This is a genomic window from Pseudomonas sp. HN2 (genome assembly GCF_020736465.1).
Taxonomy (GTDB): Bacteria; Pseudomonadota; Gammaproteobacteria; order Pseudomonadales; family Pseudomonadaceae; genus Aquipseudomonas; species Aquipseudomonas moraviensis_A.
In genome coordinates this window covers 2,470,184-2,488,571 of sequence record NZ_CP085885.1, presented here as the reverse complement: position 1 = coordinate 2,488,571, position 18,388 = coordinate 2,470,184, and the positions used below count along the sequence as shown (strand labels likewise).

Annotated in this window: 20 protein-coding genes; 10 read left to right on the top strand and 10 right to left on the bottom strand. The window is 60.8% G+C overall.

The window, feature by feature from the left end:
- Positions 1 to 34: 34 nt before the first annotated feature.
- Together LIS66_RS10905 and LIS66_RS10900 are read left to right on the top strand one after the other, a co-directional pair.
- Positions 35 to 1,084: an NAD(P)-dependent alcohol dehydrogenase gene (locus LIS66_RS10905; protein ID WP_227974231.1), complete on the top strand. Its 1,050-nt coding sequence runs from the start codon at positions 35 to 37 to the stop codon at positions 1,082 to 1,084.
- A 130-nt stretch (positions 1,085 to 1,214) separates the two neighbouring features.
- A complete protein-coding gene (locus LIS66_RS10900) occupies positions 1,215 to 1,913 on the top strand; it encodes a tRNA (adenine(22)-N(1))-methyltransferase (protein ID WP_042609584.1) in 699 nt (232 codons plus the stop codon).
- Positions 1,914 to 2,144: 231 nt separating this feature from the next.
- Here the strand turns inward: LIS66_RS10900 and ycaC (LIS66_RS10895) are convergent, their stop codons facing one another.
- Positions 2,145 to 2,774, bottom strand: coding sequence for an isochorismate family cysteine hydrolase YcaC (gene ycaC / locus LIS66_RS10895; protein ID WP_016774235.1), 630 nt, complete (start codon positions 2,772 to 2,774; stop codon positions 2,145 to 2,147).
- 364 nt (positions 2,775 to 3,138) lie between these two features.
- Here ycaC (LIS66_RS10895) and LIS66_RS10890 point away from each other — a divergent pair, with 364 nt between their 5' ends.
- Together LIS66_RS10890 and LIS66_RS10885 are read left to right on the top strand one after the other, a co-directional pair.
- On the top strand, positions 3,139 to 3,849 hold the full coding sequence (locus tag LIS66_RS10890) for an SDR family NAD(P)-dependent oxidoreductase (RefSeq protein WP_116657463.1): 711 nt from the start codon (positions 3,139 to 3,141) through the stop codon (positions 3,847 to 3,849).
- Positions 3,850 to 3,943: 94 nt separating this feature from the next.
- Positions 3,944 to 4,873 (top strand): LysR family transcriptional regulator, encoded by a 930-nt coding sequence (locus LIS66_RS10885; protein ID WP_042609581.1) that lies wholly within the window; start codon positions 3,944 to 3,946, stop codon positions 4,871 to 4,873.
- A gap of 16 nt (positions 4,874 to 4,889) precedes the next feature.
- Here LIS66_RS10885 and LIS66_RS10880 read toward each other — a convergent pair whose 3' ends face one another.
- Entirely contained in the window at positions 4,890 to 5,807 is a 918-nt protein-coding gene (locus LIS66_RS10880) for an AraC family transcriptional regulator (RefSeq protein WP_064361978.1), read from the bottom strand.
- Positions 5,808 to 5,981: 174 nt separating this feature from the next.
- Positions 5,982 to 6,746: an SDR family NAD(P)-dependent oxidoreductase gene (locus LIS66_RS10875; RefSeq protein WP_227974230.1), complete on the bottom strand. Its 765-nt coding sequence runs from the start codon at positions 6,744 to 6,746 to the stop codon at positions 5,982 to 5,984.
- A 258-nt stretch (positions 6,747 to 7,004) separates the two neighbouring features.
- On the opposite strand from LIS66_RS10875, the gene LIS66_RS10870 reads away from it, so the two are divergent.
- Both LIS66_RS10870 and LIS66_RS10865 read left to right on the top strand, forming a co-directional pair.
- Positions 7,005 to 7,886 (top strand): helix-turn-helix domain-containing protein, encoded by an 882-nt coding sequence (locus tag LIS66_RS10870; RefSeq protein ID WP_083201977.1) that lies wholly within the window; start codon positions 7,005 to 7,007, stop codon positions 7,884 to 7,886.
- Positions 7,887 to 8,013: 127 nt separating this feature from the next.
- Positions 8,014 to 8,751: an SDR family oxidoreductase gene (locus LIS66_RS10865; protein WP_227974229.1), complete on the top strand. Its 738-nt coding sequence runs from the start codon at positions 8,014 to 8,016 to the stop codon at positions 8,749 to 8,751.
- Between the two features lie 164 nt (positions 8,752 to 8,915).
- Here LIS66_RS10865 and LIS66_RS10860 read toward each other — a convergent pair whose 3' ends face one another.
- On the bottom strand, positions 8,916 to 9,611 hold the full coding sequence (locus LIS66_RS10860) for a B3/4 domain-containing protein (protein WP_227974228.1): 696 nt from the start codon (positions 9,609 to 9,611) through the stop codon (positions 8,916 to 8,918).
- 46 nt (positions 9,612 to 9,657) lie between these two features.
- On the opposite strand from LIS66_RS10860, the gene LIS66_RS10855 reads away from it, so the two are divergent.
- Positions 9,658 to 10,284, top strand: a complete 627-nt coding sequence (locus LIS66_RS10855; RefSeq protein ID WP_123418540.1) for a helix-turn-helix domain-containing protein — start codon at positions 9,658 to 9,660, stop codon at positions 10,282 to 10,284.
- A 34-nt stretch (positions 10,285 to 10,318) separates the two neighbouring features.
- Here LIS66_RS10855 and LIS66_RS10850 read toward each other — a convergent pair whose 3' ends face one another.
- Complete coding sequence (locus LIS66_RS10850) at positions 10,319 to 10,519, bottom strand: hypothetical protein (protein ID WP_016774226.1); 201 nt, start codon at positions 10,517 to 10,519, stop codon at positions 10,319 to 10,321.
- Positions 10,520 to 10,670: 151 nt separating this feature from the next.
- Positions 10,671 to 11,300: an isochorismate family cysteine hydrolase YcaC gene (gene ycaC, locus LIS66_RS10845; RefSeq protein WP_016774235.1), complete on the bottom strand. Its 630-nt coding sequence runs from the start codon at positions 11,298 to 11,300 to the stop codon at positions 10,671 to 10,673.
- Between the two features lie 206 nt (positions 11,301 to 11,506).
- On the opposite strand from ycaC (LIS66_RS10845), the gene LIS66_RS10840 reads away from it, so the two are divergent.
- A complete protein-coding gene (locus LIS66_RS10840; protein WP_227974227.1) occupies positions 11,507 to 11,770 on the top strand; it encodes a hypothetical protein in 264 nt (87 codons plus the stop codon).
- Positions 11,767 to 12,504 carry a Fic family protein gene (locus tag LIS66_RS10835; protein WP_227974226.1) on the top strand — a complete coding sequence of 246 codons (738 nt, stop codon included), beginning with the start codon at positions 11,767 to 11,769 and terminating at the stop codon, positions 12,502 to 12,504. The genes LIS66_RS10840 and LIS66_RS10835 overlap by 4 nt, the downstream gene beginning before the upstream one ends.
- Positions 12,505 to 12,552: 48 nt before the next feature.
- On the opposite strand, the gene ycaC (LIS66_RS10830) is transcribed toward LIS66_RS10835, so the two are convergent.
- Both ycaC (LIS66_RS10830) and LIS66_RS10825 read right to left on the bottom strand, forming a co-directional pair.
- The gene (gene ycaC, locus LIS66_RS10830; protein WP_016774235.1) at positions 12,553 to 13,182 is read right to left on the bottom strand and encodes an isochorismate family cysteine hydrolase YcaC; all 630 of its coding nucleotides are present in this window, start codon (positions 13,180 to 13,182) and stop codon (positions 12,553 to 12,555) included.
- Positions 13,183 to 13,312: 130 nt separating this feature from the next.
- Positions 13,313 to 14,239 carry a Gfo/Idh/MocA family protein gene (locus tag LIS66_RS10825; protein WP_227974225.1) on the bottom strand — a complete coding sequence of 309 codons (927 nt, stop codon included), beginning with the start codon at positions 14,237 to 14,239 and terminating at the stop codon, positions 13,313 to 13,315.
- A 248-nt stretch (positions 14,240 to 14,487) separates the two neighbouring features.
- On the opposite strand from LIS66_RS10825, the gene LIS66_RS10820 reads away from it, so the two are divergent.
- Positions 14,488 to 15,210: a helix-turn-helix transcriptional regulator gene (locus tag LIS66_RS10820; RefSeq protein ID WP_083353080.1), complete on the top strand. Its 723-nt coding sequence runs from the start codon at positions 14,488 to 14,490 to the stop codon at positions 15,208 to 15,210.
- A gap of 10 nt (positions 15,211 to 15,220) precedes the next feature.
- Here LIS66_RS10820 and LIS66_RS10815 read toward each other — a convergent pair whose 3' ends face one another.
- Positions 15,221 to 17,179 (bottom strand): MacB family efflux pump subunit, encoded by a 1,959-nt coding sequence (locus LIS66_RS10815; RefSeq protein ID WP_042609573.1) that lies wholly within the window; start codon positions 17,177 to 17,179, stop codon positions 15,221 to 15,223.
- A 2-nt stretch (positions 17,180 to 17,181) separates the two neighbouring features.
- A complete protein-coding gene (gene macA, locus LIS66_RS10810; protein ID WP_042609572.1) occupies positions 17,182 to 18,330 on the bottom strand; it encodes a macrolide transporter subunit MacA in 1,149 nt (382 codons plus the stop codon).
- Positions 18,331 to 18,388: the final 58 nt, after the last annotated feature.

Sequence of the window (18,388 nt, the reverse complement as noted above, 5' to 3'; positions counted from 1 at the left end):
ATGGGCGTCCGAACCAACCATGGAGGATGCTTTCATGCTTGTACAAGCCTACGGCGCCCACGCTGGCGACCAACCCCTCGAGCCCCTGCAGATCAACCGCCGCGCGCCGGCGGCGCATGACGTGCAGATCGATATCGCCTTCTGCGGCATCTGCCATTCCGACCTGCACCAGGTGCGCGCGGAATGGGCTGGCACGCAATTCCCCTGCGTGCCCGGCCACGAAATCGTCGGCCGCGTCTCGGCGGTTGGCGATCACGTCAAAGACTACAAGGTTGGCGATCTGGTCGGTGTCGGTTGCATCGTCGACAGCTGCAAACACTGCGCTGACTGCGAGTCCGGTCTGGAAAACTACTGCGACGGCATGATCGGCACCTACAACTTCCCGACCCCGGACGCACCGGGCTGGACCCTCGGCGGTTACTCGCAAAACATCGTCGTGCACGAGCGCTATGTATTGCGCATCCGTCATCCCGAAGCGCAACTGGCCGCCGTCGCGCCGCTACTCTGCGCCGGCATCACCACGTACTCGCCGCTGCGTCAGTGGCACGCCGGCCCCGGCAAGAAAGTCGGCGTGGTCGGCATCGGTGGCCTGGGCCACATGGGCATCAAACTGGCTCACGCCATGGGCGCCCATGTCGTCGCCTTCACCACCTCCGAATCCAAGCGCGAAGCGGCCAGGGCGCTGGGCGCGGACGAAGTGGTGGTGTCGCGCAATGGCGAGGAAATGGCGGCACACGCCAAGAGCTTCGACATGATCCTTAATACCGTCGCCGCGCCGCACGATCTCGACGCCTTCCTCGTCCTGCTCAAGCGCGACGGCGCCTTGACCCTGGTCGGCGCGCCCGCCTCGCCGCACCCATCGCCCAATGTGTTCAACCTGATCATGAAGCGCCGCACCATCGCCGGCTCGATGATCGGCGGCATTCCTGAAACCCAGGAAATGCTGGATTTCTGCGCCGAGCACGGCATCGTTTCCGACATCGAACTGATCCGCGCTGACCAGATCAACGAGTCCTACGAGCGCATGCTCAAGGGCGATGTGAAATATCGCTTCGTCATCGACAACGCAACCCTCGCCGGCTAAGCGCAAGCCGCCATCGGCAGCGCTGTGCTGCCGATGGCTCGGGGAATTCCATCGGCGCGATTTGACAGCGCCAGCGTTGCTCGCCAGAGTCGCACCCCTTTTTCCACCGTCGGGTGAACAGGGGTCGCCGTTGAACCAACAGACATTGTCCATGCGCCTTGAACGCGTCGCCGCCCACGTGCCGCTCGGTGCACGGCTGGCCGATATCGGCTCCGACCACGCTTATCTGCCGGTAGCCCTGATGCGTCGAGGCCTGATTGCAACGGCGGTGGCTGGCGAGGTCGCGCGCACGCCGTTCCTCGCGGCGCAGCGCACCGTCAATGACAACGACCTGCACGGCCAGATCAGCGTGCGCCTGGCCGACGGTCTGGCGGCGATCAGACCCGACGATGCAGTCACCGCCATCACCCTCTGTGGTATGGGCGGCGAAACCATTCGCGATATTTTCGATGGCGGCAAATCCCACCTTAATGGCAACGAACGGCTGATCCTGCAGCCCAACGGCGGCGAGCAGGCGTTGCGCCGGTGGCTGATGGACAACGGCTACCGGATCATCTGTGAAGAGGTGCTGCACGAGAACCGCTTCGACTACGAAATCATCGTTGCCGAACGAGCCTCTGAGCCGGTGACTTACGATGCCCGGGAATTGTTTTTCGGACCGCTGCATCTGCAGACGCAAAGCTCTGCCTTTGTGCAAAAGTGGCGACGCAGGCTGAATCAGCGGCAGAAGACGTTGGGGCAGTTTACGAGAGCGCAACAGGTGTTGCCGCAGGACAAAATCCGCGCGTTGAAGCAAGAGGTGCAGTGGATCAGCGAACTGCTCGGGTGACTGTGCCGCCGTCTTCGCGAGCAGGCTCGCTCCCACAGTTGACTGTGTCGTCAGGCCACACGCGATCTCCTGTAGGAGTGAGCCTGCTCGCGATAGCGGTACACCAGTCAATGAAGATGTTGAATGTGTGGATGCAATCGCGAGCAGGCTCACTCCTACAGTGACCGCGTTTCAAATTCACGAGCGCAAAAAAGCCTGCTTTCGAGGCAGGCTTTTTCGGTGGGTGAAGGCTTATTTCTGCTGCGTCAGCGCCGAGTAGCTGTTCATCAGGTTGCGGTAGTTGGGGATGCGCTGCGACAGCAGGTTACCCAGACCTTCAATGTCGTTGCGCCAGTCGCGGTGCAGCTCACAGGCCACCGAGAACCAGTTCATCATCTGCGCGCCAGCCTGAGTCATGCGGCTCCACGCGGCTTGCTGCACGGTGGTGTTGAAGGTGCCGGACGCATCAGTCACCACAAACACATCAAAACCTTCCGCCAGTGCCGACAGGGTCGGGAACGCTACGCACACATCCGTGACCACACCGGCAATGATGATCTGCTTACGGCCGGTGGCCTTGATTGCCTTGACGAAATCTTCGTTGTCCCAAGCGTTGATCTGACCAGGGCGAGCGATGTACGGCGCATCCGGGAACATCTCTTTCAGCTCCGGTACCAGCGGGCCGTTCGGGCCTTGTTCGAAGCTGGTGGTGAGGATCGTCGGCAGGTCGAAGAACTTCGCCAGATCCGCCAGCGCCAGCACGTTGTTCTTGAACTCGTTCGGCGAGAAGTCCTGCACCAGCGAGATCAGACCGGTCTGGTGGTCAACCAGCAGCACGATAGCGTCGTCTTTGTTCAGGCGGTTGTAGGTTGGAGTGGTCATGGTGTGCGTCCCTTTTCAAGTTTGAAGTTTTGTTGTTGCGTTCAAGTTGGGTACAGATTACTGACGCACAGCAAAGGGATAAATCGGCTGAAAAGCGTTTCACCGTCCACCTGAGCAGGACAATCGAAAGATGCCCCCCTGTAGGAGTGAGCCTGCTCGCGATAGCGTCATGTCAGCCACCATTTTTATCGATTGAACTGGCGCCATCGCGAGCAGGCTCACTCCTACAAACGCATCCCCGATTAGATACACCGAAGTACAAATGAAGTACCCGCGCCCCCATTTATCAACTCCTCGCAAATTCCTAAAGTCTCCTCCAACAGCCACCCGCCATCCCGACGGGCAAGCGACAGAGGAAACCATCATGAGCACATCGAAAAAAGTAGTTGTCATCACCGGCGCCTCGCAAGGCATTGGCGCAGGTCTGGTCGAAGGCTTTCGCGCCCTTGGCCATCAAGTGGTCGCGACCTCGCGTTCGATCAAAGAATCGCGCGACCCGGATATTCTGGCCGTCGCCGGTGACATCGCCGATCCACAAACCGCTGAGCGAGTGATTCGCGCCGCAGTGGCCCGGTTCGGTCGCGTCGATACGCTGGTCAACAATGCCGGGATCTTTCTGGCCAAGCCGTTCACCGCTTACAGCCAGGCGGACTACGCCCAGGTCGTGGCGACCAACATGAGTGGCTTCTTTCATATCTCGCAACTGGCCATCGGCGAGATGGAAAAGCACGGCAGCGGCCACGTCGTCAGCGTGACCACCAGTCTGGTCGATCATGCGGTTGATGGCGTGCCTTCGGTATTGGCATCGCTGACCAAGGGCGGCATCAACGCGGCGACCAAATCCCTGGCTATCGAGTACGCCAAGCGCGGCATTCGGGTCAACGCGGTGTCGCCGGGCATCATCAAGACGCCGATGCACGCCGAGGAAACCCATCAGGCGCTGGGCAGCCTGCACCCGGTCGGCCACATGGGTGAAATCGACGACATCGTGCAAGCGATCCTCTACCTCGACAGCGCGAAGTTCGTCACTGGCGAAATCCTGCATGTCGACGGTGGCCAGAGCGCCGGCCATTGATCGAACCCCTGCAACGCCGCCGGTGGATACCGGCGGCGTCGTGGGTTGTGGTACACAGAGGATGAACGTCCGTCGATCTTCGGTGCGAGCCACAATGAAACGCCATTTTGAAGACTTGCAATTAGGCAGTATCGAACTGTTCTGCCTGGCTGCCGAAGCCGGCAGCTTCACCGCCGCCGCGCAACTGGCCGGGGTCACGCCTGCGGCTGTCAGCCGGTCGATTCTGCGCCTGGAGCAACGCCTGGGTTCACGCCTGTTCGCACGCACCACGCGCAGCATCCGCCTCACCGACGCCGGCCGCAGCTTCTTCGAACAATGCAGCCAGGCCCTGACGCAACTGGTCGAAGCGCAGCAGGAAGTCATGGGCGCGCAGACTTCGCCGTCGGGGCGACTGCGCATCAGCCTGCCAACCACTTACGGGCATCACCGCATCCTGCCGCTGCTGCCAAAGTTTCGGGCGTTGTACCCCGAGGTTACGGTGGACGTGCACTTGGGCAATCGCAATATCGACTTCGTCGAGGAAGGCTACGACCTGGCGATACGCGTGCGCGCGCAACCGGACTCGACCCTGATCGCTCGCCTGCTGGAAGACGCCAGCCTGGTGGTGGTCGCCTCCCCTGAATATCTGCAGAGAGCCGGCACGCCGCAAACCCTCGACGATCTGATCGAGCATGAGTGCATCCAGTTCGAACTGCCCAGCAGTGGCCGGCGGATTTCCTGGCTGTTTCAGGAAAACGGCCGGGACCGGGAAGTGATTTCCGACGGCGGCTACTCCTGCTCCGACGATGTGCTCGGCGGTGTGACGCTCGCCAAGCACGGCGCCGGACTGTTTCAGACGTACCGCTTCATCGTCGAACAGGAACTGGCGGATGGCCGCCTGATTGAAGTGCTGCAGCCGTACACCGGCCGTTCGCGGCCGTATACCCTGCTCTACCCGCACGGCCGCTATGTGCCACAACGGGTACGGGCGTTTGTGGATTTTCTCCTGGGGTTCCGTGATGAGTGGGCGGAACCCGCGCGTTAAACAGAACCTCAGGCCGTCAACCGGTCTGGCGCAGGCGGCTGAGTTCTTTCGATGGCGGGCAGCCGAACTGGCGGTTGTATTCGCGGCTGAACTGCGAAGCGCTTTCATAGCCAACGCGATAGCAGGCGCTGGACACGTCCAGCCCTTCATTGATGATCAGCCGACGCGCCTCTTGCAGGCGCAGCTGTTTTTGATACTGCAGCGGGCTCATCGCGGTGACGGCTTTGAAGCGATGGTGCAGCGCCGAATTGCTCAGGTTGGCCACCTGCGCCAGCGCGTCGATGCGCAGCGGCTCGGTGAAATTCCTGTTCAGCCAGTCGATGGCCCGCGTGACCCGGTGGGTCTGCGAATCGCTGACCGCGATTTCGTACAGCAGATGACCGTGCTGGCCGCGCAGCAGGCGGTAATACAGCTCACGCAACGCCATTGGCGCGAGCATGCCGATGTCGCGCGGGTTATCCAGCAGGCGCACCAGACGCAGCATGGTGTCGAGCAGGGTCACGTCGATCTTGTCGAGAAACATGCCGCGCCCGGCTTCCTGCGGCACCCCGGTCGGCGGCGATTCGGCAATCAGTTGCGTCAGTTGTGCAGGGTCGAAATCCAGCCGAACGCAAAAATACGGTGCCTCGGGCGAGGCTTCGATCACCCGGCCCGATACCGGCAACGTCACCGACACCACCAGGTAATTCAGCGGGTCATAGAGGAAACGTTCGTCGCCCAGCCCGACTTCCTTGCGACCCTGCACGATCAGGCACAGCGCCGGACGGTGCACGACATGGATCAGCTCGGACGGCCCATCGAGACGGATCACGTGCAGCGGCGCAATCGCCGTTTCGTAGGTGCCCGGCGCGTCGAAGCGTTGAGTCAGCAAGCGCACCAGTTCGGCGCGGTAGACCGCCGTGTCGTGGAGGATGGAAGCGTCGCGGTTATCCATGCAAAGGGCCTCGAAAGCAGACGAAGGTGGGTCAACTGCGGAGGAAGAGTAGCCAGTTTTACCCAGCGACGACTAGATCAAAGATGCTGCAGATTTGCCTGATTCTGCGTCGGTCAGATTCTGGTAAAGCCATGGGCACGTGATCGCACGTGCCCATGGCTTGCCGCCCCGCTATCAGCCTGCGGTTACCGTCATGCCGCCATCGGCCATGACCACCGAGCCGACCATGAAACTGGCGCGGTCGGAAGCGAGAAAGGTCACGATCTCGGCGATTTCTTCCGGCTGCGCCGCCCGACCGATCGGCGCCGCTTCGCCGTGCTGCGCGAGGAATCCCGGGCCATCCTCGACCACATCATTGAGAATATTGGTCACCACATCGCCGACACCGATGGCGTTGACGCGTATGCCGTGCTCGATGACTTCCAGGGCCAGCGTGCGGGTCAGTTGTGCCAACGCACCTTTGGAGGCGGTGTAGGCGGCAATGGTCGGGAACGCGAAGTACGAGGCATAGGAAGCGATATTGACGATTGCACCGGACTTGTTCGGGATCATCGCCTTGACCGCTTCGCGGCAGTGCAGGAAGGCCGCCGTGGCATTCACTGCCTGGATTTTTTCCCAATCGTCGCGACTCATGTCGATCACCGCTTTGTTGATGATGATCCCGGCGTTGTTGACCAGAATATCCAGGCGACCGAACTTCTCGACGGCAAGGCCTACTGCGCGTTCGGCGGCGCCGTCCTCGGTGATGTCCGCCACCAGAGGCAGCAGATCGGGACGAGCCAGCTCTTCAACAGCCGGGTTGAGATCTTCGGCAATTACCTTGGCGCCGCGAGCGTGCAGCATCAGCGCAATCGCCTTGCCGATGCCACTGGCTGCACCCGTGACCAGGGCAACTTTACCGGCGACTTCTTGTGGCAGGGTGTGATTGAAATCAGTCATGGTTTTAACTCCTCGATAGCGAATCGGTGTTGCGCCTGATGGCGCGGTCGTAAACACGGCTTCACTGTCGCGCACTGTCCGCCGCCGGGCTTTCGGGCGATTGCCGGGACTGTCGGAGTTTTGCGCTGGAGTTTCCTGTCCGCCCGCCCTAATCTTCGAAACCATCCGCAGCCGAAGCTTTTGATGGAGCGTCCTGTGCCCTCTGCCAGCCCCGCTACACCGACAATCAGCCAGCCCGCGCGCATCGCCGCCGAGGCCATGCCAGAGCATTTGCCCGGTGTTGCGGAAACCACCACGCCGCGACCGCAGATCAAGGATGCAGTGGTACAACTGTTCCGCCATCAAACCCTGCTCGAACCGATTCGCGTGCCATGCGTGGCCGAACCGCTGCTGGTGCTGGTATTGGCCGGCACCGCGCGGGTCGAGGAACGTTCGTTGGGTGGCGAATGGCAGGCGAGCCAGGTCACGGCCGGCGATTTCTTCCTGACCAACACCCGCGAACCCTACGAAATGCGCTGGCAGACCGAAGGCTGTGAGGTTTTCGAAGTCATGCACCTGTACCTCGGTCTGGGCCTGATCGAACAAGCGGCGCGGGAAGCGTTCGGCGAACAGGCCGGTACAGTGACGTTCATCGACGTGTCCGGTGCGCGTGACGAGCAGGTCAGCTTCATCCTTGAACAACTGCGCATCGAACTGACCGAGCAACGCCAGCCCAGCGCACTGCTGGTGCACAGCCTGGCCCAGGCATTGGCGATCCATCTGTTGCGTCGTTATCTCGACCCGGACAGCAACCCGCGCCGCGACAACGCCCTGCCCGCCTACAAACTGCGCCGGGTGCTTGAAGCGATGAATGCGAATCTGGCGGAAGATTTCAGCCTCGGTCATCTGGCGGCCATCGCCGAGCTGAGCGACTACCACTTCAGCCGCACCTTCAAGCGCGCCACCGGCTTGTCGCCTTCGCAATACTTCATCCGCCTGCGCATGAGCCGCGCGCGTCATCTGTTACTGGAGACCGCGCGCAGCGTGATCGACATTGGCCTGGAGGTTGGCTATTCCAGCCCCAGCCATTTTTCCCAGGTGTTCCGCCGTGAAGTCGGGGTCACCCCGAGTGCCTACCGCGATGCGCCACGCGGGGCCTGAAAACCTGTCGAAAAGCGATGCAGCAGAATTGGGCAAATCCCGTGGAGAAATCGATTAATAGCCTGTGAGCCGCCGCGCTTAACCTTCTTCCAAGCCCACTCCCGGGCACCGCGAAGAGGAAGACATCATGCTGAACATTCAAGACAAAGTGATCGTGATTACCGGCGCCAGCAGCGGCATCGGCGAAGCCACCGCGCGCCTGCTCGCCAGCCGTGGCGCCAAAGTGGTATTGGGCGCGCGGCGCACCGAGCGTCTGGCGCTGATCGCCGAGGAAATCAACGGCACCGGTGGCCACGCGCAGTGCCGCGCGCTGGACGTCACCGATCAGCTGGATGTGCAGCGCTTCGTCGATTTTGCCGTGGAGCATTACGGCCGCGTCGATGTGCTGGTCAACAATGCCGGGGTCATGCCGTTGTCGCGGCTGGACGCCCTGAAGGTCGATGAGTGGAACCGCATGATCGACGTCAACATCCGTGGCGTACTCCACGGCATCGCCGCCAGCCTGCCGTTGATGCAGCGCCAGCGCGCCGGGCAGATCATCAACATCGCCTCGATCGGCGCCTACGCGGTCAGCCCTACCGCGGCGGTGTACTGCGCGACCAAATACGCGGTACGGGCGATCTCCGAAGGCTTGCGCCAGGAAGTCGGTGGCGATATCCGCGTCACCGTCATTGCACCGGGCGTGACCGAATCGGAACTGGCCGACAGCATCTCCGACGAAGGCGGCCGCGCCGAGATGAAGTCCTTCCGCAAGATCGCCATCCCCGCCGAAGCCATCGCCCGCGCGATTGCCTACGCCGTAGAACAACCGGCAGATGTCGACGTCAGCGAACTGATCGTGCGCCCAACAGCCAGCCCTTACTGAGGCTACATTCCTCCTGAAAAAACCCAATCAACTGTAGGAGTGAGCCTGCTCGCGATAGCGTCACGCCAGTCAATGAAGATGTTGACTGGCCTAACGCGATCGCGAGCAGGCTCACTCCTACAAGGGAACTCTGCCAGCCTGAAGATTCAGTGACATTATCGAACCTACCGCGCCCCGGGCCCGATCAACATGCTTTCGATCTCGGCGCCGGGCATCATCTGCTGCAAACCTTCGATCAGCCTGTCGCCGGCCTCGGTCAGCGCTTCCAGCGGCATGGCCGGCAGGCTTTCGAGGATGAACCACATGTGCTGGGCCTGGGCGTCAAGGCGGGTTCGCACACCCTGGCGCCAGTTCCAGCGCCGGCAGGTCACGCCCTGGTCATCGCGCCAGACCACTTCCCCAGTGTCCGGGAACTCATGCGCGGGCTGGCCTTCCTTCATCGTATCGAATGGTTCGCTGCCATCGGTCACGACCAGGCGCGGTGAGCCAACATAGGCTTCGGCATTTTCGCCGCCTACTGGAATCGCGTATTCGAGGCTGATGGCGTTGTACAGATCAACCACCGGATCGATGCTCGGCAAGTTGCCGTCGCGCAATACGCGTTTGCGCAGTGCTTCGGCCGAGCAAGGCGTGCGCTGCGGCTTGGCGCCGAACTGGCGGAATACGTCGGCCCAGGCCTGCAAATGCGCAGGGGCCCACTGCGGGCCACCGGCGGCGACGGCCTGGCAGGCTCTGGCCAGCGCAACACCTGCCACCTCAGCGTCAAGAATCGGTGCGGCTTGCACGACAATACTCAGCGCTCTGAAGCCCGGCGCCAGTTGCGCCACAGCCGGATCGATTGACGGCACGACAGACAGCATCCCAGAATCCCCCTCAAACCCGAATTTCCAACGATGCTAGCTATCAATGACCAAGAAAGTCAATATACCGACCGAGGCCGGCGCCGACGTCCAGACCGTCAGCGCAGCGGTTTCCCGCACGCTCAAACAGGCACGCAAACAGCAGAGCATCACGCTCGACGAACTGTCCCGTCGCTCGGGCGTGAGCAAAGGCATGGTGGTCGAGATCGAGAAAGGCTCGGCCAACCCGAGCATCGCCACCTTGTGCAAGATCGCCGCGGCGCTGGGCTTGTCCGTGGCGGACTTCGTCAATGTCGCCGCGACCCCGGCGGCGCACCTGATCGCCAGTCAGGACATCCCTACGCTGTGGAGCGGCGAGCTGGGCGGTTCGGCACGATTGCTGGCCGGCACCAGCGGCCCGAACATGCTCGAGTTGTGGCGCTGGGAGTTGTTTCCCGGTGAGTCGTTTGCTTCAGCCGGTCACCCGAACGGCACCACCGAGTTGTTTCACGTCGAGAAAGGCACGTTGCATTTGACGGTTGGCGATGCCGAACTGATTGTCGGGCCTGGGTGTTCGGCGGTAGCGCGTACGGATGTGGCGCATGGATATGCCAACCATGGCCGGTCGAAACTGGTCTTTACCATGTCGGTGACTGAACTGCATCAGGGTGCGCGGGAGAGCCTCTCACTCTAATTCCAGAGTGGGAGGCATCGATCAAATCGCTCGATCAGCGTGATGGCGGATGCTCGGTCGAAACCGAGTTGGCCGCATCCACATCCGACATGTCTTCCTCAACCGGCGCTTCATCGTCCGGCGGCAAGGGCACCTCGGGATTTTCCCGCTTGGGATCGTGCCCGGTCTCGTTGTCGGTGGTGCGCGTCACGGCTTGTTGCGACTGGTTGCCCGGTGCGTTTTCGTCAATGTCCATGTCGGTCTCCGATGTGATTCAGCGATAGGTACCTGAACGTGTGAAATGCCAGCGCATGACAAGTGCCCGACAATGGACGAACGGTGGCTGGCCTGGCGGTCATGAACGCAAAAAGCCTGCTTTCAAAGCAGGCTTTTTAGTTAGCGATGACTCACTTCTGCTGCGTCAGCGCCGAGTAGCTGTTCATCAGGTTGCGGTAGTTGGGAATCCGCTGCGACAGCAGGTTACCCAGGCCTTCAATGTCGTTGCGCCAGTCGCGGTGCAGCTCACAGGCCACCGAGAACCAGTTCATCATCTGCGCGCCAGCCTGAGTCATGCGGCTCCACGCGGCTTGCTGCACGGTGGTGTTGAAGGTGCCGGACGCGTCAGTCACCACAAACACATCAAAACCTTCCGCCAGCGCCGACAGGGTCGGGAACGCTACGCACACATCCGTGACCACACCGGCAATGATGATCTGCTTGCGCCCGGTGGCCTTGATCGCCTTGACGAAGTCCTCGTTGTCCCAAGCGTTGATCTGACCAGGGCGAGCGATGTACGGCGCGTCCGGGAACATCTCTTTCAGCTCCGGCACCAGCGGGCCGTTCGGGCCTTGTTCGAAGCTGGTGGTGAGGATCGTCGGCAGGTCGAAGAACTTCGCCAGATCCGCCAGCGCCAGCACGTTGTTCTTGAACTCGTTCGGCGAGAAGTCCTGCACCAGCGAGATCAGACCGGTCTGGTGGTCAACCAGCAGCACGATAGCGTCGTCTTTGTTCAGGCGGTTGTAGGTTGGAGTGGTCATGGTGTGCGTCCCTTTTCAAGTTTGAAGTTTTGTTGTTGCGTTCAAGTTGGGTACAGATTACTGACGCACAGCAAAGGGATAAATCGGCTGAAAAGCGTTTCACCGTCCACTCAAACCGGACAATGCCAAAAGTCGACATGCTTGACGGTTAATCCCTCAGAAGGACGCCATGCTATGCTCCGACAGAGACAACGAGGGGTTAGAAGATGAGCGAATCAGCCACTGGCAGCGTCGCGAGCGAAGTTCGCAAGCTCGCGGAAAAACACAGGGTGGGCGCCGAACGTGACGGAGTGAGTCGCATGGCAGTGACGATAACGCGGCTGGCCGGTGATGCCGTTGAACTGGACAGTGTGGAGCAACTGCTGGTCAACCTGAAGCGAAAGGGCGTCTTGAACAAGGCTGAAATCATGGCCTTGCAAGGACGTTATCTTCAGGAAAAAAGGCATTCGAAGAAGCAGCTCAGCGCATGACGTTCGACCCCTTCGGCGATTTCGAAACTGAAGGCTACCTTCGCAACTCGCTCAAGCTGAAAGACCCGGTTGAAGTCAAGGAATCGGAACATCTCTCATTCGAGGCCAGTATCGAAGAAGCGCTTGCCTATCTGGCAAAAAGAAGACCCATCAACTATCAAGCGGTACTCAAGACTCATGAAATCCTGTTCGCCGGTTTCTATCCGTGGTCAGGTAAAGACAGAAATGAGCTGGTTCCCCATCTGGCGGTTTTCAAAGGATCGCTAGACGATCCGCATCACACACCATTCGAGCGTCCAGAGCTGATCAAAAGATCCATCGAATATGCGCTGGAGCTCGCTGCAAACAAAAAACGCTTCCGTGATCGCCCCGGCGAGGTGATGGGGCAATTGGCTTCGGCTCATCCGTTTCTGGATGGAAACGGACGGACTATCCTGCTCGTTTACATGGAGCTGTGCTATCGGGCCAGGTTTGCCATCGATTGGTCGAAGACCAACAAGGATGCATATTTGCGAGCGCTCAGCGACGAGATCCGCGATCCCTTCAGAGGTCACTTGGACGAATATCTGAAGCCCCACGTCGTAGACATCTCAGGCCGTGAGGAATGGCCAGGAGTGATTGGCGGTATCAAAGGGCTAGACGGTCTGGATAAGGAAGGAATCATTTACGCGAATCTCGACAATCCCGACATTCAGCAACTGTATAAAACTTACAGAACGCAGCCAATCGAGTGAAAACGCAAAAAGCCTGCTTTCAAAGCAGGCTTTTTAGTTAGCGATGACTCACTTCTGCTGCGTCAGCGCCGAGTAGCTGTTCATCAGGTTGCGGTAGTTGGGGATGCGCTGCGACAGCAGGTTACCCAGACCTTCAATGTCGTTGCGCCAGTCGCGGTGCAGCTCACAGGCCACCGAGAACCAGTTCATCATCTGTGCGCCGGCCTGGGTCATGCGGCTCCACGCGGCTTGCTGCACGGTGGTGTTGAAGGTGCCGGACGCATCAGTCACCACAAACACATCAAAACCTTCCGCCAGTGCCGACAGGGTCGGGAACGCTACGCACACATCCGTGACCACACCGGCAATGATGATCTGCTTACGGCCGGTGGCCTTGATTGCCTTGACGAAATCTTCGTTGTCCCAAGCGTTGATCTGACCAGGGCGAGCGATGTACGGCGCATCCGGGAACATCTCTTTCAGCTCCGGTACCAGCGGGCCGTTCGGGCCTTGTTCGAAGCTGGTGGTGAGGATCGTCGGCAGGTCGAAGAACTTCGCCAGATCCGCCAGCGCCAGCACGTTGTTCTTGAACTCGTTCGGCGAGAAATCCTGCACCAGCGAGATCAGACCGGTCTGGTGGTCAACCAGCAGCACGATAGCGTCGTCTTTGTTCAGGCGGTTGTAGGTTGGAGTGGTCATGGTGTGCGTCCCTTTTCAAGTTTGAAGTTTTGTTGTTGCGTTCAAGTTGGGTACAGATTACTGACGCACAGCAAAGGGATAAATCGGCTGAAAAGCGTTTCACCGTCCACTCAAACCGGACAATCGATCCTTAATCGTAAAACGGCTCAACCAACGCCCTGCTGCCGACAAAGAAACTGTCCGCCACCAGGCGCAACGGTTGCAGATCCAGGTCGCTGGCCTTGTCGCCGATCAGTTGCTGGAAGTGGCGGTAGACCGCTGCGTACTCGCCCTCCTCCGATACGCTTTGCCGGACGCCGTCGATGCTCAGCACGGCACCGCCGTTGTCCAGGCGCAGGACGCCTTCGGCGCAGCGGATTTCGATGCTCCACAGTTCGTCATGCCCATGGTCGAAATCGAACTCGGCGCGCACGTCGAGCCGACGCGCATCGGACATTTTGATCGAGGCGGCAATCGGCGACTGGCAGTTGCTCGGCACGCGCAGTTCGGCGGCTTCGACGAACAGCGGCAGTGCCAGCAGGTGGGTGATGATCGACAAGGCGTTGATGCCCGGATCGAACACACCCAAGCCGCCCGGTTGCCAGATCCACGCCTGACCCGGATGCCACTTACGTACGTCTTCCTTCCAGTCGATCCGAACGCTTTGCAGGGTGCGGCCGGCCAACCAGTCACGGGCGGCGGCGATGCCCGGCGCATAGCGCGAGTGCCAGGCGAACAGAGCGCTGACGCCTTGCCCGGCGACTTGATCGACCAAGGCCATGGCCTCGCCCAATGTCGCACACGGCGGTTTTTCCACCAGCACGTGCTTGCCGGCCGCCAATGCCTGTTGCACCAGCGCGAAGCGCCCCTGCGGCGGCGTGCAGAACGCAATCGCATCGACGGTCGGACCGTTCTTGAGCAGCTCGCCCAGCGACTGGAAGTTTTCCACCCCGGCGCAAGGTTTGCCCTGGGTGGCGACCGCCACCAGCTGGAATGCCGGGTTGGCGAGGATGGCGGGGACGTGTTGATCCTGGGCGATCTTGCCGTAGCCCACCAGGCCGAGACGAATCGGTTGCATTACAGACTCCTGTTGTTGTTTTGGTCTTTGCAGCGCAGCGGCAAGAGTACGTGTTTCTGCGCTAGCCTCCAATCGTCATACTATTTAAATCGCGCATCATCGCAACGCACACATTGGCGCTTGATTAAACGCAAGTTGAAACGTTGTACTAGGATAGGATCCAAACCTGCAGATTTTTTCCGGCCAAGGAGCTCTACGCCGGGTGCCGCAGAAACACGCCCCGCCCAATGCCACTCACGGATGAAGACATGAACTCACACCTGTTCCCGCACATCGGCAAGGTCATCGCCAGCACCGGCAGCCGCCATTTCCCGCGCATGCTGCATGACTTGATCCGCACGCAACTGGCGGTGGACGCCACACATATCCGCCAGATGCGCGTCGAACCGGTGACGCAGCGCTGCGAACCCGAGCCGATGAAGGACGAGGCGCTGCGAGCCGATACCCTGTTCAGCGAGCACAGCGACCGACCGCCACCCGAGCCATCCTCGACCGCCGCCGACGCCACGCAATTGCACCTCACCCGGCGCAAGGACGGTTACCGCTACGTGATTTCGGTGTACCGCAACGATCAGTCGGAACGTTTTTCCGCTCAGGAACGCAGCCTGTTGCAGGACATCTCCCCGGTCCTGCTCCCGATGGTGGAAAAACACATCAACGCTGTGCAGCCGCTTGAAGTCGATGCGCAAAGTCTGGCGCCAGCCAGCGAAACCAGCGGGCTGGAGACCCTGCGCCTGCGCTTCAACGAGCGTTTGCAGCAGTTGGGGCTGAAACTGTCGAACCGCGAAAGCGAAGTGTGCATCGGCCTGCTCGCCGGGCACACCGCGCCGGAACTGGCCGCGCAGTTGCAGCTGAAGGTCAACACCGTCGAGAGTTACCTCAAGCGCGCCGCGATCAAACTGGGCATCAGCGGCCGGCACTCGCTGATGAAGTGGATGTATTCGCCGCAGGACAGCCCGGCCTCCCCCTGACCACGGGAGGTCAGTCCCGCGCCAGCGCTTCGATCGGGTCGAGCCGCGAAGCGTTGCGCGCGGGTACGAAGCCGAACACCACACCGATCAGGGTCGAACAGAACACCGCCGTCATTACCGAGGCCATTGAAAACACCATCTCCCATTCCTTGATGAACAGCGAAAACAGATGGCCGATGGCATACGACAGGGAAATGCCGATCGCGCCACCGATCAGACAGACCATTACCGCTTCCACCAGAAACTGCTGACGAATGTCCGACTGGCGCGCGCCGACCGCCATGCGGATACCAATTTCGCGGGTACGCTCAGTGACCGACACCAGCATGATGTTCATTACGCCGATGCCACCGACCACCAGCGAAATCACTGCGATCAGTGACAGCAGCAACGCCAGCGAGCGGCTGGTTTTCTGCACGGTCTGCATGATGCTGTCGAGGTTGTTGGTGAAGAAATCCTTGGTGCCGTGACGCTGCAGCATCAGTTTGTTGACGTTGTCTTCCACCACTTTGCTCGGCTGGCCATCCTTGATACGCACGCTGATGCTGTCCAGATAACGCTGGCCCAGCAGGCGCCCGGCAGCGGTTTCGTAGGGCACCCAGACGTTAAGCGATTTGCTCGCGGCAAACAGGTTCTTGTTCTCCGCCGCCACACCGATCACCGTGCACGGCAGATTGCCGATCAGAATCACCTGCCCCAGCGGATCGACCTGCTCGCCGAACAGGCGCTGGCGGGTCTTGTGATCGATGACCACCACTTGGGCCTGCCGCCGCGCATCGCTTTCGCTGAAGTGAATGCCCGCGGCCATCTTGATCCCGCGCACCTGGAAGTACAGATCGCTGACGCCATTGACCTGCGCATCGACATCGATATTGCGGTAACGCAACAGCAGATTGCGCCCGACCACTGGCGTCGCACTGTCGACGTAATACAGCTGATTGAGCGCTGCAACATCGGCGGGCACCAGGGTTTCGATGGCGGCGGATCGGCTGTCGCCGAAACTGGTCCCGGAATAGATATCGATGGTGTTGCTGCCGATCGCCTGAATGTCCTTGAGCACGTAACGCTTGGCGCCCTCGCCGATCGCCGAGATCGATACCACCGAAGTGATGCCGATGACGATGCCGAGCATGGTCAGCAAGGTGCGCATGCGATGGGAAATCAACGCGACCCAGGCCATGTTGAAGGCTTCCTTGAACAGCCCGAGGCTGGCGACCAGACGCCGCGCTGCGGTCGCGTGGGGCGCGAGCCGATCGTCGTTCGCCGACGCGTCACTGTCCGGCACATTACGGCGGTCACTGAGAATTTCGCCGTCGCTGACCTCAATGATCCGCTCGGCATTCGCCGCGACTTTCGGGTCGTGGGTCACCAGGATCACCGTGTGCCCGGCGGCGTGCAGCTCTTGCAGAATGTGCATGACCTCCTTGCCGCTGGTGGTGTCGAGGGCGCCGGTCGGTTCATCGGCGAGGATCACTTCACCGCCGTTCATCAACGCGCGGGCAATGCTCACGCGCTGCTGCTGCCCCCCGGAGAGCTGGCTCGGCCGATGCGTCAGATGTCGCTCCAGACCCAGCCGCGCCAACAGCTCACGGGCGCGGGCATGGCGTTGCAGCTCCGGGGTTCCGGCGTAGATCGCCGGAATCTCGACGTTGTGCATGGCGCTGAGGTGCGGCAGCAAGTGATAACGCTGGAAGATGAACCCGAAGTAATCGCGGCGCAGTTCCGCCAGCGCCTCGCTGTCGAGGTCGCGGGTTTCCCGGCCGTTGATTTTGTAACTGCCCGCGGTGGCGTAATCCAGGCAACCGAGGATATTCATCAGGGTCGACTTGCCAGAGCCAGACGCACCGATGATCGCCACCATTTCCCCGGCGTGGATCGTCAAATCGATGTTTTTCAGCGCAAGGAACTCGCGGTCGCCCGCGGTAAAGCTGCGGGTGATGCCGCTCAGTTGCAGCAGGGCTTCGGCCATGGTCAGGACCCCGCCACGGCGGACACCGGATCACCGATCACCACGCGGTCGCCTTCCGCCAGGCCGTCGTTGATCTGCACCTTGACGTTGTTGTTGATCCCGACCTGCACCGTGCGAACCTGGGCCTGGCCCTTGGCGTCGAGCACCCGCACCGGATAGCTGCCGTCACTGTTGCGCGCACCGAGCGCCGCCACCGGAATGGTCAGCACGGACTTGGCGGTGTCGAGCACCACGCGGACTTGCGCAGTCATGGAAATGCGCAGGCGATGATCCGGGTTCGGCACCTCGAACAGTGCGTTGTAAAACACCGCCGTGTTCTGCTTCGGCGTCCCGGCCGGCGGCGTTTCGAGGAAGTTCTGCGGTGCCGGTTCAGTGCCGCGCAGCTTGCCGTAGTAGCGCTTGTCCTCGCCAAGAATGGTGAAATACACCTCCTGCCCCGGCGCGATGTGAATCACATCCGCTTCCGAGACCTGCGCCTTGACAGTCATAGTGTCCAGATCAGCCAGTTTGAGCAGGATCGGCGCCAACTGGTTAGCGATGACAGTCTGGCCTTCCTGGGTGACGATACCGACCACATCGCCGTCGATGGGCGCAATGATTCGCGTATAGGCTAGATTGACCTTGGCGGTGTCGATCTGAATGTGCGCACTCTTGATCTGCGCGTCCAGCGACAACAGGTTGGCCTGCTGCACTTCGTAATTCGATTGCGCGGTTTCGAAATCCTGACGGGAGATCGAAGCGTCCTCCTGCAGATTCCGATAACGCTCGAACAACGCCTTGGTCTGGCGCAACTGGGCCTGGGTCGCACGCTTCTGCGCTTGCAGGTTCTCTTCGTCGACCTGGGCCTGACGCAGTGTGTTCTGCAGTACCAGTGGATCGATTTCCGCCAGCCACTGGCCCTTCTTCACCTTGTCGCCGACCTTGACCTTGAGCGACTTCAGTTGCCCCGACACCTGCGCGCCGACATCGACCTGCTTGATGCCCTCGAGCAACCCGGTGGCGAGTACCGCGTTCTCGATATCACCGCGCTCCACCGTCGCGGTCAGATACTGCGGCGCCTCCGCCGGTGCCTGCACCGCGTACAACAACAACCCGGCCACCGCCGTCAGCGCCACACCCATAGCGACTTTGCGCAACTTCGACTTTTCCATAAATGACCACAAATCCGTTCAGGGTTGAGCCCGGCCAGCGGCCGGGCTGCAAGACGTC

What these genes read in the sequence shown, in the direction of transcription:
- LIS66_RS10905 (WP_227974231.1), top strand. Translation starts at nt 35, where the DNA reads ATGCTTGTACAAGCCTACGGCGCCCACGCTGGCGACCAACCCCTCGAG.
- ycaC (WP_016774235.1), bottom strand. Translation starts at nt 2,774, where the DNA reads ATGACCACTCCAACCTACAACCGCCTGAACAAAGACGACGCTATCGTG.
- LIS66_RS10890 (WP_116657463.1), top strand. Translation starts at nt 3,139, where the DNA reads ATGAGCACATCGAAAAAAGTAGTTGTCATCACCGGCGCCTCGCAAGGC.
- LIS66_RS10885 (WP_042609581.1), top strand. Translation starts at nt 3,944, where the DNA reads ATGAAACGCCATTTTGAAGACTTGCAATTAGGCAGTATCGAACTGTTC.
- LIS66_RS10880 (WP_064361978.1), bottom strand. Translation starts at nt 5,807, where the DNA reads ATGGATAACCGCGACGCTTCCATCCTCCACGACACGGCGGTCTACCGC.
- LIS66_RS10875 (WP_227974230.1), bottom strand. Translation starts at nt 6,746, where the DNA reads ATGACTGATTTCAATCACACCCTGCCACAAGAAGTCGCCGGTAAAGTT.
- LIS66_RS10870 (WP_083201977.1), top strand. Translation starts at nt 7,005, where the DNA reads ATGCCAGAGCATTTGCCCGGTGTTGCGGAAACCACCACGCCGCGACCG.
- LIS66_RS10865 (WP_227974229.1), top strand. Translation starts at nt 8,014, where the DNA reads ATGCTGAACATTCAAGACAAAGTGATCGTGATTACCGGCGCCAGCAGC.
- LIS66_RS10860 (WP_227974228.1), bottom strand. Translation starts at nt 9,611, where the DNA reads ATGCTGTCTGTCGTGCCGTCAATCGATCCGGCTGTGGCGCAACTGGCG.
- LIS66_RS10855 (WP_123418540.1), top strand. Translation starts at nt 9,658, where the DNA reads ATGACCAAGAAAGTCAATATACCGACCGAGGCCGGCGCCGACGTCCAG.
- LIS66_RS10850 (WP_016774226.1), bottom strand. Translation starts at nt 10,519, where the DNA reads ATGGACATTGACGAAAACGCACCGGGCAACCAGTCGCAACAAGCCGTG.
- ycaC (WP_016774235.1), bottom strand. Translation starts at nt 11,300, where the DNA reads ATGACCACTCCAACCTACAACCGCCTGAACAAAGACGACGCTATCGTG.
- LIS66_RS10840 (WP_227974227.1), top strand. Translation starts at nt 11,507, where the DNA reads ATGAGCGAATCAGCCACTGGCAGCGTCGCGAGCGAAGTTCGCAAGCTC.
- LIS66_RS10835 (WP_227974226.1), top strand. Translation starts at nt 11,767, where the DNA reads ATGACGTTCGACCCCTTCGGCGATTTCGAAACTGAAGGCTACCTTCGC.
- ycaC (WP_016774235.1), bottom strand. Translation starts at nt 13,182, where the DNA reads ATGACCACTCCAACCTACAACCGCCTGAACAAAGACGACGCTATCGTG.
- LIS66_RS10825 (WP_227974225.1), bottom strand. Translation starts at nt 14,239, where the DNA reads ATGCAACCGATTCGTCTCGGCCTGGTGGGCTACGGCAAGATCGCCCAG.
- LIS66_RS10820 (WP_083353080.1), top strand. Translation starts at nt 14,488, where the DNA reads ATGAACTCACACCTGTTCCCGCACATCGGCAAGGTCATCGCCAGCACC.
- LIS66_RS10815 (WP_042609573.1), bottom strand. Translation starts at nt 17,179, where the DNA reads ATGGCCGAAGCCCTGCTGCAACTGAGCGGCATCACCCGCAGCTTTACC.
- macA (WP_042609572.1), bottom strand. Translation starts at nt 18,330, where the DNA reads ATGGAAAAGTCGAAGTTGCGCAAAGTCGCTATGGGTGTGGCGCTGACG.